General features: G+C 70.7%; 15 protein-coding genes. 7 read left to right on the top strand and 8 right to left on the bottom strand.

What is annotated here, in order from left to right; all coding sequences use genetic code 11:
* Positions 1–35 precede the first annotated feature (35 nt).
* The 3 genes from DSC45_RS12555 to DSC45_RS12545 all read right to left on the bottom strand — a co-directional run bounded on the left by DSC45_RS12555 (position 36) and on the right by DSC45_RS12545 (position 3,295).
* Entirely contained in the window at positions 36–1,463 is a 1,428-nt protein-coding gene (locus DSC45_RS12555; protein ID WP_119290200.1) for an MbnB/TglH/ChrH family RiPP precursor modification enzyme, read from the bottom strand.
* Between the two features lie 159 nt (positions 1,464–1,622).
* Entirely contained in the window at positions 1,623–2,399 is a 777-nt protein-coding gene (locus DSC45_RS12550; RefSeq protein WP_205571324.1) for a DUF4142 domain-containing protein, read from the bottom strand.
* Positions 2,400–2,548: 149 nt separating this feature from the next.
* Positions 2,549–3,295: a peptidyl-tRNA hydrolase gene (locus DSC45_RS12545; RefSeq protein ID WP_240434601.1), complete on the bottom strand. Its 747-nt coding sequence runs from the start codon at positions 3,293–3,295 to the stop codon at positions 2,549–2,551.
* Positions 3,296–3,386: 91 nt separating this feature from the next.
* Between DSC45_RS12545 and DSC45_RS12540 the strand changes: the two genes are divergently transcribed.
* Positions 3,387–4,064, top strand: a complete 678-nt coding sequence (locus DSC45_RS12540) for an AIM24 family protein (protein WP_119290194.1) — start codon at positions 3,387–3,389, stop codon at positions 4,062–4,064.
* Positions 4,065–4,087: 23 nt separating this feature from the next.
* Here the strand turns inward: DSC45_RS12540 and DSC45_RS12535 are convergent, their stop codons facing one another.
* The 4 genes from DSC45_RS12535 to DSC45_RS12520 form a co-directional block, all read right to left on the bottom strand.
* Positions 4,088–4,960: a polysaccharide deacetylase family protein gene (locus DSC45_RS12535; RefSeq protein ID WP_119290192.1), complete on the bottom strand. Its 873-nt coding sequence runs from the start codon at positions 4,958–4,960 to the stop codon at positions 4,088–4,090.
* A 66-nt stretch (positions 4,961–5,026) separates the two neighbouring features.
* On the bottom strand, positions 5,027–5,860 hold the full coding sequence (locus DSC45_RS12530; protein ID WP_240434621.1) for a PPK2 family polyphosphate kinase: 834 nt from the start codon (positions 5,858–5,860) through the stop codon (positions 5,027–5,029).
* 186 nt (positions 5,861–6,046) lie between these two features.
* The gene (locus DSC45_RS12525) at positions 6,047–6,847 is read right to left on the bottom strand and encodes a DeoR/GlpR family DNA-binding transcription regulator (protein WP_119290188.1); all 801 of its coding nucleotides are present in this window, start codon (positions 6,845–6,847) and stop codon (positions 6,047–6,049) included.
* Between the two features lie 161 nt (positions 6,848–7,008).
* Entirely contained in the window at positions 7,009–8,388 is a 1,380-nt protein-coding gene (locus DSC45_RS12520) for an alkaline phosphatase PhoX (protein ID WP_119290186.1), read from the bottom strand.
* 193 nt (positions 8,389–8,581) lie between these two features.
* Here DSC45_RS12520 and DSC45_RS12515 point away from each other — a divergent pair, with 193 nt between their 5' ends.
* Positions 8,582–9,178, top strand: coding sequence for a TetR/AcrR family transcriptional regulator (locus DSC45_RS12515; RefSeq protein WP_119290184.1), 597 nt, complete (start codon positions 8,582–8,584; stop codon positions 9,176–9,178).
* 117 nt (positions 9,179–9,295) lie between these two features.
* Complete coding sequence (locus tag DSC45_RS12510) at positions 9,296–10,582, top strand: MFS transporter (protein ID WP_119290549.1); 1,287 nt, start codon at positions 9,296–9,298, stop codon at positions 10,580–10,582.
* 17 nt (positions 10,583–10,599) lie between these two features.
* Here the strand turns inward: DSC45_RS12510 and zapE are convergent, their stop codons facing one another.
* Complete coding sequence (gene zapE, locus DSC45_RS12505; RefSeq protein WP_240434600.1) at positions 10,600–11,700, bottom strand: cell division protein ZapE; 1,101 nt, start codon at positions 11,698–11,700, stop codon at positions 10,600–10,602.
* Between the two features lie 55 nt (positions 11,701–11,755).
* On the opposite strand from zapE, the gene DSC45_RS12500 reads away from it, so the two are divergent.
* The 4 genes from DSC45_RS12500 to msrB all read left to right on the top strand — a co-directional run bounded on the left by DSC45_RS12500 (position 11,756) and on the right by msrB (position 15,281).
* Positions 11,756–12,694, top strand: coding sequence for a dihydrofolate reductase family protein (locus DSC45_RS12500; protein ID WP_119290547.1), 939 nt, complete (start codon positions 11,756–11,758; stop codon positions 12,692–12,694).
* Positions 12,695–12,823: 129 nt separating this feature from the next.
* A complete protein-coding gene (locus tag DSC45_RS12495) occupies positions 12,824–13,291 on the top strand; it encodes an indole-3-glycerol phosphate synthase (RefSeq protein ID WP_119290180.1) in 468 nt (155 codons plus the stop codon).
* Between the two features lie 138 nt (positions 13,292–13,429).
* On the top strand, positions 13,430–14,824 hold the full coding sequence (murC, locus tag DSC45_RS12490; protein WP_119290178.1) for a UDP-N-acetylmuramate--L-alanine ligase: 1,395 nt from the start codon (positions 13,430–13,432) through the stop codon (positions 14,822–14,824).
* A gap of 49 nt (positions 14,825–14,873) precedes the next feature.
* Positions 14,874–15,281, top strand: a complete 408-nt coding sequence (gene msrB, locus DSC45_RS12485; RefSeq protein WP_119290176.1) for a peptide-methionine (R)-S-oxide reductase MsrB — start codon at positions 14,874–14,876, stop codon at positions 15,279–15,281.
* The last annotated feature ends 274 nt before the right edge of the window (positions 15,282–15,555 follow it).

The raw sequence follows: 15,555 nt of genomic DNA, 5'->3' as shown, positions 1-15,555 counted from the left end.
CGTTCCGCGCTCCTCCGCCGACGTCCCCCGAGGCGTCAACTCCGGTGCTGAGCGCCCGCGTCGACGGGGGACGGCGGCCCGTGCCGGCCGGCGCCGTGCACACCTCCGGCCGAACCGTCCGCACGGTGTCCCGCGCGCGGAGTCAGCACCTTGCGCATCCGGCGTGCGATGCGTACGACCGGCGGCCAGGACAGGAACGGGCGGCCGGCGCGCTCGCGCCACCAGGCGTCCAGAGCACGGCGCGCCTCCGCGTCGTGCGGGAGCCCGGCGTCCAGCAGGTGGGCGGCGAAATCGAGGGCGTCGTAGCGGTAGCCGTCCGTCATCGGCCGGCCGGCGGCGTACGAGAAGAACGCCGGACGGTATCCGTCGCCGAGTATCTGCGGGAGCTCCGGGGCGACCTTGGCGACCACATCGGCACGCTTGCCGGTCAACGCCCGCGACTGCACCGCGAGGCGGCGGTGGTCGAAGCCCTCAGGTGCCGGGGTGCCCGCCACCAGGGAGGACAGCAGAGCGGCCTGCGCGAGGGCGACGCGCTGCCGGGCAACTTCGGTGGCAGGAGCGTCCGCGTGGGTGGTCCCGGCGGTGGCCCCCACGTCTGCCGTCTCCCGCGCCGCCCCCGCCTCCAGCGTCGTACGGATCGCCTCCAACTCGCCCTCGAGCTCGGCCGGCTCGGGAAAGTTCTCGTCCCGCTCGAGGAGCACCCCCGGCGGGCGCACCCGTGAGGCGAGTTCGGCGAGTACGTCGAGGACCGGCTGCGTGACCGGGTGGGCGTGGCTGTCGTGCCAGACGCCGTCCCGCTCGAAACCGCCCGCCACGTGGACGTACGCGATGGCCTCGACGGGTAGCTCGTCAAGTGCACGGCAGGGGTCCTCGCCGCGGTTGACGTGGTTGGTGTGCAGGTTCGCCACGTCGATCAGGAGCCGGACCCCGGTGCGGTCCACGAGGTCGTAGAGGAACTGGCCCTCCGTCATCTCCTCGCCCGGCCAGGAGATCAGCGCCGCGATGTTCTCCACGGCGAGCGGCACGGGCAGCGCGTCCTGGGCGATCCTGACGTTCTCGCAGAGCACGTCGAGTGCGTCCCGGGTGCGGGGCACGGGCAGCAGATGGCCGGCCTCGAGGCGCTGCGACGCGGTCAGCGCGCCGCCCGCCCGTACGAACGCGATGTGCTCGGTGACCAGCGGCGAACCGAGTGCCTCGGCCCGCTCCGCGAGCCCTGCGAGACGTGCCGGATCGGGACGCTCCGCGCCACCGAGACCGAGCGCCACTCCGTGCGGGACCACGGTCACGCCCCGCTCCCTGAGCCGGGTCAGGGACGGCGGCAGATGTCCGGGACACACGTTCTCGGCGACGGCCTCGACCCAGTCGATGCCGGGCATCCGCTCGACGGCCTCCGCGATCTCCGGACGCCAGCCGATCCCCGTGCCCAGCCGCGCCGGGCTCCCCGTGTCCACCCTGCTCCTCATGCTCACCCTCCCTCGCCGTAGCCACCTCGCCGTCCGCACCCCTCGTCGCGTGCGTGCTGGTGTTCTCGCCCCGGCGGACTTGAACGAACCCTGACACAGGGACGTTCAGAGCTTCATTTGAGGTTCCGCCCGCTGCGGGCGGACCGTCCGCGCCACGGCTCACGAGGGTTCCGGACGGTCCGTGTTGATCACCCTGCCCTCGTCGTCGGGCGGCTGCGCGGAGGGGGCGGAGGTCAGCGCGGGGTCGCCGGTCGGCTCGGCGGGGCCCGCGGCCGGCGGGAGCGAACCGTTCGGTGGCGGCGGGCCCGTCGGGCTCGCGGTGGCCTGCCCGGCCGCCTCCCTGGCCAGCGAGTCGAAGTCCACTCCGCCGGTGTTCTCGAGCATGGTGATGTGGTCGAGCACGGTCTGGTTGGTGTCCGTGGCGAGCTGCCTGACCAGCGAGTTCCGGGTGGTGTGGCGGACCTCGGCGATCAGTGCGAAGACCTTGCCGTGCGAGTTCCGCAGCAGATTCGCGAACTTCCGCCGGTACGTCTCGCCGTCCGCCTCGGTCAGCTCCCGCAGCCAGCCCTGTTGTTCGTCGCTCGGCTGGTTCGGCAGTTCCACGCCGAGCTGCGCGGCCACGGAACGGGTGCGCCGGTCCAGGTCCGTGTGACCGACCACCAGATGGTCACCGGCCGACTCGATCGCCGCCGTCGGCGCCCGCTCCAGCGCCTGCTGGCCGGCCGGGATCTCCCACAGGCCGGCCAGCCTGACCTTGACCAGGAAGTCCCGGTCGGTGGCCGACAGAGGGCCCCACTGTGTGGCGACGGTTCCGGCGTCCAGGTTCGCCTCCCCGGTGCCCGAGCGGTCCGCGTACGACCAGACGGGAAAGGCGAGTGCGCCGAGTGTCGCCACCAGGGCCGCGATGATCAGAGCGGTCCCGTTGATACGCCGCAGCAAGGTGCCTCCAGAGCTAGGACCTACGGTCCCGCCGGCGGGCGCCCACCGTCGGCTTCTGGGGCGGCACGGCGCACGTGGCGGTGCCGAGGGATACGTACGGGAGGGTCCTGGTGTTCAGCCGGGGCACGGCCGCGACGGCTGTCGGCTCAGCGCCCGGCGGCCCCGGGCAGCGCCGGATGCTCGGCGACCACCGTGCAGGAGCCGGGTGCGATCTCGGTGTAGCCGGCGTCGCGCACCACCGGGAGCCCCGAGGCGACGAGCTCCCGCCACCGCGCCGCACCGGGCCTGCGTACGGACAGCGGGAAACCGGCCGCGCGCCACCCCTCGCGCTCGGCATCGGAGAGTTCCCACCAGGCCAGCTGGGCGCCGTGGCCGGCCTGCGCCATCTCCTTGCCTGCCGACATGTCGACGTGCGGATTCAGCCACAACACCGGTGTCCCGGCGTCCGGTTGGCCCGGCGCCTCGGGGTCGTCGAGTTCCGTACCGGATACCTGCAGCCGCGCCAGGTCCTTCGGCCATCCGTCCAGCGGGACCGGCGGGAACACCCGCACCTCGGCCGACTTCCCGGTCACCGTGATCCCGGGCAGCGCTTCGGCCCGCCGCCACTCGGCACCGCGCGCCCGACGCACCACCTTGCGGATCCTGGCGTCCTGCCAGTCGCGCACGGCCTGCGCCCACTCGCCCTCGCCGGCCGACCGCGCGTCGCTCAGCAACAGCAGTACGGCGCGTGCCGCGGTCTCGAGCGCGTCGGTACGCGCGGGTGGTGCGGCACGTTCGATACGGACCACCAGGGGCAGTACGAACTGCGGGGCTTCGTCCCGGTCCGTACTCGCGTGCCGGAAGGGGCTCTCGGGCTGTGCGTCGTCGGCCGGGGTGGCGGAGTGGCTGGTCACCCGCTCAGTCTGCCAGGCGCGCCGGGACCGGATTCCGGCGGCGTGGTCCGATTCCTGGTGGTTGTCAGTGGTGCGCGAGAGGATGCAGTACATGAAGAGCGACCTGTTTTCGCACGATCACATGGTGCAGCCGGCCGGCACCCCCGGGATGAGCCTGCAGAACTCGAAGTCGATTCGCTACGTCGTGCAGGGCGAGATGTACGCCCGCCAGGGCGCGATGGTCGCCTACCGCGGCAATCTGCAGTTCGAGCGCCAGGGGCAGGGCATAGGCGGCATGTTCAAACGCGCCGTCACGGGCGAAGGGCTGCCCCTGATGGCCGTCCGCGGCCAGGGGGAGGCCTGGTTCGCGCACGAGGCGGCGAACTGCTTCATCGTGGACCTCGAAGCCGGCGACTCCCTCACCCTCAACGGCCGGAACGTCCTGTGCTTCGACACCACCCTCTCCTACACGATCAGCACGGTGAAGGGCGCCGGCATGACCGGCGGCGGGCTGTTCAACAGCGTGTTCACCGGCCAGGGCCGCCTCGGAGTGATGTGTGACGGCGAACCCCTGGTGATCCCCGTCGCCGCTGACGACCCGGTGTTCGTCGACACCGACGCCGTGGTCGGCTGGAGCGCCCAGCTCGCCACCTCGCTGCACCGCTCGCAGAGCGTCGGCTCGATGATCCGCGGCGGCTCCGGGGAGGTCGCCCAACTGAAGCTGGAGGGCGAGGGTTTCGTGATCGTGCGGCCGAGTGAGCTGACCCAGCAGAAGGCGTCGGCGAACTGACGGGACAACCGGACTCGGGACGCTCAGCTGCTGCGCCCCGATGCACCGCCGATCAGTTCCGAGACGCGGGTGAAGCGGTAGCCCCGCTTGCGCAGTTCGGGGACGATCCGTCGGATCGCCTGCTCGGTGACCGGTGCCGCGCTGCGCGTGCAGTGCATGACCACCACCGATCCGGGCTGCACGCCGCGCAGCACTTCCTCGGCAACCGCATCGGCGTCCTGCGCGAAGGCGTCGCCGCTCACCACGTCCCACTGGACCGCGGTGACACCGGCGGGCGCGATCGCCTTGAGCGCCGCGCGGTCGTAACAGCCGCCGGGGAAGCGGAAGTACGGCACTGGGTCCGTGATGCCGGCCTTGCCGAAGGCGGCGAAGGCGCGCTCCACGTCCGAGCGCATCCGGTCGGCCGATACGGAGGGGAGCCCGTAGCAGTCGTTCGTGTACGCGTGGTGGCTGTACGAGTGGTTGGCGACCTCGAAGAGAGGGTCCGAGCCGATCGCTCCGGCCTGCTGCGGATACTCCTCGGCCCACCGGCCGGTCATGAACACGGTCGACGGCACCTTGAGCCGGCGCAGGGTGGCGATCAGCTCCGGGTTGTCGAAGCGTTCGCCGGCTGCGGCCCGCGGCCCCTGATCGGCCGTCATGTCGGCGTCGAAGGTGAGCGCCACGGTCTTCCCGCCGTCCGGCCGCCCCTGCTTGAACACCGGGGTCAGGCCCTGCGGGCCCGGAGCCAGCGTGGGCGGGCGCTTCTTCGGCGCCGACTGCGGCCGGTGCTCCTGCCCGGCCGCGGGCGTCCGCCGTTCCTCGGGCCGATCGCCCCCGCCCGTATCGGCACAGCCGCAGACCAGGGCCCCGAGCGCGCAGACGGTCACCAATGTGCGAAGGGAGGAGAGATTCACTCCGCGAAGATAACCCTACAAACCGCGCATTTCGGGCATTGAGGAGTGGGCGGCGCCTGTTCGGGTTCAGGGTGCGGCGAGGAGCTGCTCACGATTGGCCGCGACGTCGAACGTGGCCTTCGGGTACTGCGGGTCGAGAGCCGTGAGGTGCTCGAGGAGCAAGGTGCTGATGGCCCAGTTGCGGTACCACTTGCGGTCCGCCGGGACGAGGTACCAGGGCGTCCTGGGCGTCGAGCAGCGGGCCAGGGCGATCTCGTACGCCTCCTGGTAGGCGGGCCAGACCGCGCGTTCCGCGATGTCGACGGGGCTGAACTTCCAGTGCTTGTCCGGGCGGTCGAGGCGCTCGAGGAGGCGGGAGCGCTGCTCCTCGTAGCCGAGGTGCAGGAAGCATTTGACGACGGTGACGCCGTCGTCGGCGAGCGACTGCTCGAAACGGTTGATCGCGCCGTACCGGCGGCCGAGCACAGCGGGCGAGACGAGGCCGCGCACGCGCGCGATGAGCACGTCCTCGTAGTGCGAACGGTCGAAGATGCCGATCTCGCCCGCGAGGGGCAGCGCCTGACGCACCCGCCACAGGAACGGATGGCTCAGCTCCTCGCGGGTCGGTGACTTGAAGGCCTTGATGCGGCAGCCGGACGGGTTGAACAGGCCGATCACATGCTTGACCGTGCCGCCCTTTCCGCTGGTGTCCATGCCCTGCAGGACGAGCAGCACCCGGCGGCGGTCCCCGGCCGTGCTCGCCGCGTACAGGCGTTCCTGCAGGTCAGCCAAGGGGGCGCCGAGACGGGCGGTGGCCTCGCGTCCGGCCGCCTTGCCGCCCGGACCCCCCGGGGTGGCCCGGGTGTCGTACGAGGAGAGGTCGACGGGCTCGCCGGGCGGGACCCGCAGGAGATCGCTCAGGGGGGCGGGGGCTTCGGCCTTGCCCCGCTGCTTTCCCGGACTCTTCGCCGAGCTGCTGCCCGGCTTCTCGGCGGACTTCCTGTCGTGCTTCTTCGACACCGTTCACGCACCCCTTCCGGTCCCTGCGTAGAGCCTGCGGCGTGTCCGCTCCCCGCGCTACCCGTGACGGGCGCGGCGGCAGGGGTGTCACACCGCGAGAACCTTGATGCCGGCCTCGGTGAGCCCGGCGACCATGGCCGGCTCCACCGCGGAGTCCGTGACGAGGACGTCGATACGAGCGATGCCGCAGATGCGGGCGAAGGCCCGGGCGCCCATCTTGGTCGAGTCCGCCACCACGATCACCCGCCGTGCCCGTTCGGCGAACTGTCTGCTCACGCTCGCCTCGTCCTCGTGTCGCGTCATCACCCCGAGCCCCGGATCGACCGCGTCCGCGCCGAGGACCACGACGTCGAGGACCACCTCGTCCAGCACTCCACGGGTGAGCGGGCCCACCAGCTCGTACGTCTGCGGGCGGGCCACGCCGCCGGTCGTGACGATCTTGATCTGTGGGCGTACGGCCAGTTCGCCGGCGATGTTCAGGGCATTGGTGACGACGGTGAGGACCGGTGGCTCGCCGGACGCGGGCACGGCCTGCAGATCGCTGCCCGCCCGCACCGCGAGCGCGCGGGCCACCTCGGTGGTGGTGGTGCCGCCGTTGAGACCCACCACCTCGCCGTCCCCGATCAGGTCTGCCGCGGCCGCGGCGATCTGCTGCTTCTGCCGGGCGTTCCGCGACGACCTGTAGCGCAACGGCAGTTCGTACGACACCCCGTGGGCCAGGGCTCCGCCGCGGGTGCGCAGCAGCATGCGCCGCTCGGACAGCTCGTCGAAGTCCCGGCGGATGGTGGCGGCCGAGACGCCGAGCCGGCCCGCCGCGTCCTCGACGTCGAGGCGGCCCTCCGCGGCCAGCACTTCGAGCAGACTGCTCCACCGGTCGTGCTTGGGCATACAGCGGCTCCTCGGGGGCGGCGGCTCGACGGCCCACGCTATAGCGGCAGCCTCCGCCCCGGGCCGCCTCCTGGCAGATCTCCGGGGACGGGTGCGGGGACGCACGACCGCCGGCCGTACGTCCCCGCGAGTGTTCCCGACAACCCGGTGAATACCGGGAGTTACCGGTGGTGCCAGGGTCCCGTCACCGCGAACGTGGTGCCGGGGGTGTAGCAGTTCACATACATCGTGTCGTCGTCCGGAGAGAAGGTGACCCCCGCGAACTCGCCCCACTCGGGCTCTTCCGGGGTGCCGGTGTTCTGCGCGCCACGGGCCATCGGATAGACCTCGCCGCGCCGGGTCAGGCCGAACACGTGCTGGGCGCCCTCGCCGTCCTCGCAGACCATCAGGCCGCCGCTGGGGGCCAGGCAGATGTTGTCCGGCTCCTCACCCGGCAGCTGCACATCGGTGTCCGGCCCGAAGACGATCACCAGGGTCAGCCTGCTGCGCTCGGGCTCGTACCGCCAGATCTGGCCGTAGTGGTCGCCTGCCGAGCCTTCCTTGCTGCGGGCGTAACTGGACACGAAATAGACGGACTTGCCGCCCCAATAGCAGCCCTCGAGCTTCTGCCCGTGAGTGATCCCCTTCGTGCCGAAGTCCTGGAAGCGGATCGGCGTCTCGGCGGCCAGTGGATCGGGTACGTCGACCCACTCGATGCCGTCGAAGGTGGCGCCCGTCTCGTGGACCGCCGAGAGGTCCGGCACCCCAGGCACGCGCATGGCCTGCAGTTCGCCACCCGCGCGCAGTGAACCGAGTCCGCCGTGCGGCTTGTTGGGCAGGAAGCGGTAGAACAGGCCGAAGGGGCGCTCGAAGGCGTCCTCCGTCTCGTAGATGATCCCGCGTCGCGGGTCGACGGCGATCGCCTCGTGCTGGAACCGGCCCATGTCCTCGAGCGGGTGGGCTCCGCTGCGCAGTGGATCCACGGGGTCCACCTCGAAGATGAAACCGTGGTCCTTGGTGTAGCCGTTCGTGCCGGCCTTGTCCTCGGTCTCCTCGCAGGTCAGCCAGGTGCCCCAAGGGGTGGGCCCGCCCGCGCAGTTGACAGCGGTGCCGGCGATGGCGACCCGCTCCTCGAGGACCTCGTTCTTACGGTCGAGGGACAGCGCCGTACAGCCGCCCATGCCGTTCGGGTCGTAGGTGAGGCCTTCGACGGCCGGGACTCTGATCTTCGCGTCGACGCGGTTCTCGTGATTGCGCACGAGGTTCACGCCGCCGTGCTTGCCGCGGAAGGCGGCCATGCCGTCGTGGTTGCTCGGTACGTCGCCCTCGCCGGAGAGCAGTTTGTCGCCCTCGCGGGAGAGCACCTTGTAGCGGAAGCCCTCGGGCAGGTCCAGCATGCCATCGGGGTCCGGCACGAGCGGGCCGTAGCCCGTTCTGCCGTGGGCGGCGGCGGTGCCCGCGAAGAGTTCGGTGAGCGCACCGGTGAAAGCGATGCCCGCTCCCAAGGCGCCCGAACGGGCGAGGACTTGACGTCGTGTTGCGGACAGTGGTGCTTCGGACATGTGGGCAACTCCCTGCTGGCGGACAGGAATGTGACCCGCACGTGTGTATCACGCGGTCAGGCCGCCGGGAACCACGCGCGTAGAAACGCATGGGGTGTGTTCGGCCGGTCGGCCGGTCGGCCGGTGAGCGGTCGGTGGACGCGTGCCGCAGAAATATTGGATCGCTCAGTTCAAAAACTGGTAGTGTGCCGGCATGGCGCGACCGAGGATGTTCGACGAGGAGCGCGCCCTGGACGCGGCCATGCGCCTGTTCTGGGAGAAGGGGTACGAGGCCGCCTCGACCCAGGACTTGTGCGAGGCCACCGGGCTGGGGCGCAGCAGTGTCTACAACACGTTCTCCAGTAAGCACGCGCTGTTCGTGCGCGCGCTCGCCCGCTATCTCGACCGGACGACGGCCGGACAGCTCGCCCTCCTCGAGGATGTGGATCTCTCTGCCGTCGAGCGGCTCCGGTCGGTGTTCGCCTCAGTCATCGATACGGAGGAGGGCAATCGCCTTCGGGGGCGGGGTATCGGCTGCTTCGGCGTGAACAGCAGTACGGAACTGGCGGGGCGCGACCCCGAGGTGTCCCGACTCCTCGAGCGTGACCTGGCCAGGCGCCTCGCCGACCTGGGAGACGTCATCGCGCAGGGGCAGCGTGCCGGGGAGATCTCCGACGCTCGGAATCCGGCCGAACTGGCGCGGTTCCTCAATGCGGTGATCGCCGGCCTGCGGGTGTCCGCGCAGAACGGCGCCGATCGCCCCACGCTCGAGAGTGTCACCGCGTGTGCCATGGACTCCCTGACCCGCTGACCCGCTGACCCGCTGACGGGGAGCGGTCGGCGTCGTGCCCCGTGTGTCTCGTCCGTCTCGAGGCACGCCCCAGTTTTGAACTGAATCATCTAAAACTGACGAGAGGACGTGACCCACGTGCCGCGTGCCGTATACGTGCTGGCCCTGGGCATCTTCGCCATGGTGACCAGTGAATTCGTCGTCGCCGGTCTCATGCCGCAGATGGCCGACTCCCTTGATGTGACCATCCCTCAGATCGGCTATCTGGTCACGGCGTTCGCCGTCGCCATGGCGGTCGGCGGCCCGTTCCTGACCGTGGCCGTGATGCGCCTGCCTCCCAGGCCCGCGCTGCTCATGGTCTTCGCCGTCTTCCTTGCCGGAAACGTACTGGCCGCGACGGCCACCGGCTATGGCGTCATGCTGGCGGCGCGCGTGGTCACCGGCGTCGCCGCGCAGGCGTTCTTCGGCGTCGCGATCTCAGTGAGTTCCGCCGTGACGCGCGAAAACGTCAGGGGCCGTGCGATCGCGGTGGCCATGAACGGTCTCATGCTGGGCACGCTCCTCGGCCTGCCGATGGCCACCTTCATCGGCGGACACCTGGGCTGGCGAGCCGCCTTCTGGGCGATCACCGTGCTGACCCTGATCGCGGCGGCAGTCACCGCGGTGGCCGTTCCGCGACTGGAACGGCCCGGGGCGGGCGGCAGCGGCCTCCGCGACGAGATGCAGGTCTTCCGCCGTCCACGCCTGTGGCTGGTGCTGTCGACGAGCACACTCATCATCGGGGCGACCTTCGCCGCCTTCACGTACTTCAACCCGATCCTCACCGGGGTCAGCGGCTTCGATGCGGACACCGTCCCCGTGCTGCTCATCGGCTACGGCGCCGCGACCGTCGTCGGCAACACCGTCGTCGGACGTCTCGCCGACCGCCGGAACGTCGGCGTCCAGGTCGCCGGGTTGGCGCTGAACGCCGTATTCCTCGCGGGATTCGCGTTGCTGGCCGACGTGGGGACCGCCGCCGTCGTGCTGATGACGGGCATCGGGCTCGTCGGTGTCACGATGAACCCGGCCATGGCCGTCCGCGTTCAGCGCACCGGTAACGCGGGGCCGTTGGTCAACACCGTGCACGCGTCGTTCATCACGCTCGGGGTCATCGTCGGATCGTCCGTGGGCGGAGTCTTCGTCGGACACTTCGGTCTGCGCTCGCCGTTGTGGCTGGGGGCCGGCCTGGCCGTACTGGGGCTGCTGTCACTGGCGCCCGAACTGGCCTGGCGGCGCAGGGCGGTTGCGCCACTCGCCGTGAGCGCCGGGGATGCACCCGCCGCATCGGAGGACGTGCCCACCGCATCGGGGGACGTGCCCACCGCATCGGGGGACGTGCCGACGCCGTCCGGCACGGAGGAGGCGGCCGGACGGAGCGCCTGGTGAGTGCGGCCCGGAGGGCCTCAGTTGCCCTGCTGTTCCTTCACCAGTGGGGCCGCGTCGCGGGCCAGGGCGGTGAGACGGGAGATGGCGCGGAAGTACTTCTTCCGGTAGCCGCCCTTCAGCATCTCCTCGCTGAACAGCTGGTCGAACGGTACTCCGGAGGCCAGCACCGGCACCTCGCGGTCGTAGAGCCGGTCCGCGAGAACCACCAGGCGCAGCGCCGTGGACTGGTCCGGCACCGGCTCGGCGCCGGTCAGGCACACCGCGGTGAGCCCGTCGGTCAGTGCGCCGTACCGGCTGGGGTGCACCTTCGCCAGGTGCTCGACGAGGCGCGGGAAGTCGTCGAGGGACGCGCCCTCGGTGGCGTACGCCGCCTTGGTGACCTGCCCGTCGGAGTACGGCTCGGGGGCGTCCGGCAGACCGCGGTGGCGGTAGTCGTCGCCGTCGATGCGCAGTGCGCGGAAGTGTGCGGACAGGCCCTGGATCTCGCGCAGGAAGTCGGCGGAGGCGAACCGGCCCTCGCCGAGCTTGCCCGGCAGGGTGTTCGACGTGGCGGCCAGGGCGACCCCGGCCTCCACGAGCTTGCCGAGCAGTGTGGAGACGAGGACGGTGTCGCCGGGGTCGTCGAGCTCGAACTCGTCGATGCACAGCAGCCGGTGCCCGCTCAGCGTGCGTACGGTCTGCTGGAAGCCGAGCGCGCCCACCAGGTTGGTCAGCTCCACGAACGTGCCGAACGCCTTGTGCTCGGGCGCCGCCGGAGTGGCGTGCCACAGAGAGGCGAGCAGGTGGGTCTTGCCGACGCCGTAGCCGCCGTCGAGGTAGATCCCGCGGGGGCCCTGAGGAGCGGCGGGCTTGCGGCTGAAGAAGCGCCGCTTCGGGCTCGCCGCGTGCGCACCGGTGAGCCCGGCCGCGAAGCCGCTGAGCACCTCCACCGCTTCGGCCTGACTGGGCTGGCGCTCGTCGGGCACGTACGTCTCGAAGCGCGCGGTCCGAAAGCGCGGTGGCGGCACCATCTCGGCGACCAGACGATCGGCCGGCACGTGGGGCTCGCGGGCGCACAGGGACTGAGGGGCCGCGCCGGCTATCTGCGAAGTACCGGTGGCGGGAGCGGAGGTCGACACAACTCCCCACCTTAAGGGCCGTGCGAGACTGCGAGGCATGCGCAGCCTCTTCCCTGTGACCGATGAAACAGCCGACCAGGGCCCGGGGGCCGACCGCGAGTGGACGCTCGACGAGCTGGCCGACCGTTACGCCTATCCGGTGGAGCCGTCGGCGGGGCCCTGGTCCGCGGAGTCCGGTACGGGTCGGGCGGAGGGTGGCGGGGGAGTCCGTTCCGGTTCCCCTGCTGATTCCGCTTCCGGCGCTCGGAGCGACTCACCCACTGGTTTCCCCTCCGCTTCCTCCGCCTCGGTACCGGGTTCCGACCGCCCTTCCGCTTCTCTTTCCGCCGCCGTTCCCTGGCTACGGGCCAACATGGTCTCGACCCTCGACGGCGCGGCCCAGCACGACGGCCGTTCGCAGCCCATCTCCTGCGCCTCCGACATGCGGATCTTCGGCACCCTGCGGGGTCTGGCCGACGTGGTCCTGGTCGGCGCCGAGACCGTACGCAAGGAGGGATACCGCCCTGCACGCGCGCGGGAGGCGTTCGCGGAACGCCGTGCGGCGGCGGGCCAGACCCCGGCTCCGGCCGTCGCCGTGATCAGTGCCGGTCTCGACCTCGATTTCTCGGCCCCGCTCTTCACGTCGTCACTGGTCCCGACCCTCGTGCTGACCGGCGAGAAGGCGCGCAAGGACCGCAAGGAGGAGGCCGAACGGGCCGGCGCCCGGGTGGTCGTCGCCGGCGACGGCAGGGGAGTGGACCCGGCTCGAGCCGTACAGGCCTTGGCCGAACTCGGTCTGACCCGGCAGCTCACCGAGGGCGGCCCGCGCATGCTGGGCCAGTTCATCGCGGCCGGAGTCCTTGACGAGCTCTGTCTGACCCTGTCGCCGACGCTCACATCGGGGGACGCTCAGCGGATCGCGGACGGTCCCCGCATCGCCGTGCCGAAACGGTTCTCCTTGGCTTCGCTCCTCGAGGAGGAGGGTTTTTTGTTCACCCGTTACCGTCGAACCTGACAATCAGCGGAATTGATCGTTCCGTTTGTGTTCCGCTGGGCACACTAGAACCGGCAGACCTCGTGCGACCACGGGGCAGGATGGTTTCCGCAGGGGCCAGGCGGCCCCCGAAGGAGAAGGGCGCCCGTCGTGTTCACGAGCGTATTGATGATCGAAAAGGCCCTGTCGGCCGTGGACGTGGAGTTCGTCACCACCCTGCACGGCGACGACCCGGTCTCCTTCGTCGTCCTCATGCAACCGCGCGGCGACCAGGACCGGCTGCTGCGCGCGGTCGACGACGTGGCTCTCGGCGAACTCGAGGAGGCCGTGCACGAGGCGGACGTACCGGAGGGCGACGAGGCCGTCGGCCCTGCCCGCCTGGGGCTGGAGCACTCATTGAAGGTGCTGCGCGACGCCGGCGGCGAGGCCGTCGGACAACTGGTCGAGGACCACCCCTTGGACGTACTCACCTCGGTCGCCGAAGAGACCCGGGCCGACGAGGTCATCGTGCTGACCGCGCCGCACTACGTCGAGGAGTTCTTCCACCGCGACTGGGCGTCGAGGGCGCGCCACAAGGTCGGCGTCCCCGTGCTCAAGCTCTACGCGCACAGCGAATAGGCTGGGGCCGCCCCGGACACCGCGTCGGGGCAGCCGCAGACCCGTACCGGCACTGTTCCGGCTTCCGCCCGGACCGGTGCCGTCGCTTGCGGTCCGTACCACCGTGCCAGTCCTTGATCCCGTGCCCAGGAGACGCAGATGACCGCCGGCCTTCCCCCCGCCATGGACCGACCGCACTTCATCGGCATCGGCGGGGCGGGAATGTCGGGCATCGCCAAGATCCTCGCCCGACGCGGCGCCTCGGTGGCGGGCAGCGATTCCCGCGAATCGGCGACGGCCGAGGCGCTGCGGGCGCAGGGCGCCACGGTCCACATCGGGCACGCCGCCGAGCACCTGGCCGAGGAGGCGACGAGCGTCGTCGTCTCCTCCGCCATCCGCGACGACAACCCGGAGCTGGCCGCCGCCCACACCCGCGGCATCCCCGTCGTCCACCGCTCCGACGCGCTCGCCTCCCTGATGGACGGCCTGCGGCCGATCGCCGTCGCCGGAACCCACGGCAAGACGACCACCACGTCGATGCTCGCCGTGGCCCTGTCCACGCTCGGCCTCTCGCCCTCGTACGCCATCGGCGGTGACCTCGACGCCCCCGGCTCCAACGCCGAGCACGGCACGGGCGAGATCTTCGTGGCCGAGGCGGACGAATCGGACCGCAGCTTCCACAAGTACGCCCCCGAGGTCGCCATCGTCCTCAACGTGGAACTGGACCACCACGCCAACTACGCCTCGATGGACGAGATCTACGAATCATTCGAGACCTTCGCGGGCCGCATCGTGCCCGGCGGCACCCTCATCGTCTCGGCCGACCAGTCCGGCGCGATCGAACTGACCCGCCGGCTGCGCGACCAGTCGTCCCTGAAGGTCGTCACCTACGGCGAGTCCGAATCCGCCGACGTACGCGTCCACAAGATCACCCCGCGCGGCCTGAGCAGCGAGGTCACCGTCCTGCTCGACGGCAAGCTGCTCACCTTCGCGGTCTCCGTGCCCGGCCGCCACTACGCGCTCAACGCGGTCGCCGCGCTCGCCGCCGGCGTCGCCCTCGGCATCCCCGCGCACAACCTGGCCTCCGCCCTCGGCAAGTACACCGGCGTCAAGCGCCGCCTGCAGCTCAAGGGCGAGGCCGCCGGCGTCCAGGTCATCGACTCCTACGCCCACCACCCGACCGAGATGACCGCGGACCTGGAGGCCATGCGGGCGGCGGCCGGCGACTCCCGCCTCCTCGTCGTCTTCCAGCCGCACCTCTTCTCCCGCACCCAGGAGCTCGGCAAGGAGATGGGCGACGCCCTCGCCCTCGCAGACGCCTCCGTGGTCCTCGACATCTATCCGGCCCGCGAGGACCCTATTCCCGGCATCACCAGCGCCCTGATCGTCGACGCGGCCCGCGCGGCCGGCGCCGACGTGGTGGCCGAACCCTCCAAGGAAGCGGTGCCCGAGGTGGTCGCGGGAATGTCGAAGCCCGGTGATCTCGTTCTCACCATGGGCGCGGGCGACGTCACGGACCTCGGTCCCGAGATCCTCGCCCGCCTGTCCCGCTGACCGGTCCGCAGCCCGGACCCAGAGCTTCCGCACGCCGAGGAGAACGCATATGTCGTACGACGTCGACAAGCCCGACGAGCAGTGGCGCGCCGAACTTTCCCCGGCCGAGTACGCCGTCCTGCGCCAGGCCGGCACGGAACCCGCCTTCACCGGGGAGTACACCGACACCAAGACCGAGGGCACCTACGCCTGCCGCGCCTGCGGCGCCGAACTCTTCACCTCCACCACGAAGTTCGAGTCCCACTGCGGCTGGCCGAGCTTCTACGACCCGCGTGACTCGGACGCGGTGGAGCTGATCTCCGACACGTCGCACGGCATGGTGCGAACGGAGGTGCGCTGCGCTCGCTGTGGCTCCCACCTGGGCCACGTCTTCGAGGGCGAGGGCTATGCGACGCCTACGGATCAGCGGTACTGCATCAACTCGATCTCGCTGACGCTCAATCCGGTGGAGGACTGACGCCGACGAAGCCGGTTCCGCGGCCGACGCCGATCTTCTGAGTGTGGCGCTGATCGCGCCATGAGAGGCCTGATGGTGATCGGTAACCCGGCTCAAATGAGGGGCCGCGTCGCTTTTTGCGCTCGCATGTCCCCCGTCGCTGCAGATGGTGATCAACTCGACTGTCAGCAGGAGAACGAGTAGGCCACGAATCACTGAGTTCGGCGTTTCGGCGTGTTCTGCCCAGAGCGTCGGGGTGCCAGAGAAGTGTCGTGAGTAGAGATGCGACTGGTAT

The organism is Streptomyces sp. YIM 130001, from assembly GCF_003574445.1.
GTDB lineage: Bacteria > Actinomycetota > Actinomycetes > Streptomycetales > Streptomycetaceae > Streptomyces.
The sequence above is the reverse complement of the archived record's forward strand: the minus strand, read 5'-3'. Positions and strand labels throughout refer to the sequence as shown.

Coding starts and splice junctions, on each gene's coding strand:
- DSC45_RS12555 (WP_119290200.1), bottom strand. CDS start 1,463: ATGAGGAGCAGGGTGGACACGGGGAGCCCGGCGCGGCTGGGCACGGGG.
- DSC45_RS12540 (WP_119290194.1), top strand. CDS start 3,387: ATGAAGAGCGACCTGTTTTCGCACGATCACATGGTGCAGCCGGCCGGC.
- DSC45_RS12525 (WP_119290188.1), bottom strand. CDS start 6,847: ATGCCCAAGCACGACCGGTGGAGCAGTCTGCTCGAAGTGCTGGCCGCG.
- DSC45_RS12520 (WP_119290186.1), bottom strand. CDS start 8,388: ATGTCCGAAGCACCACTGTCCGCAACACGACGTCAAGTCCTCGCCCGT.
- DSC45_RS12515 (WP_119290184.1), top strand. CDS start 8,582: ATGGCGCGACCGAGGATGTTCGACGAGGAGCGCGCCCTGGACGCGGCC.
- murC (WP_119290178.1), top strand. CDS start 13,430: ATGACCGCCGGCCTTCCCCCCGCCATGGACCGACCGCACTTCATCGGC.
- msrB (WP_119290176.1), top strand. CDS start 14,874: ATGTCGTACGACGTCGACAAGCCCGACGAGCAGTGGCGCGCCGAACTT.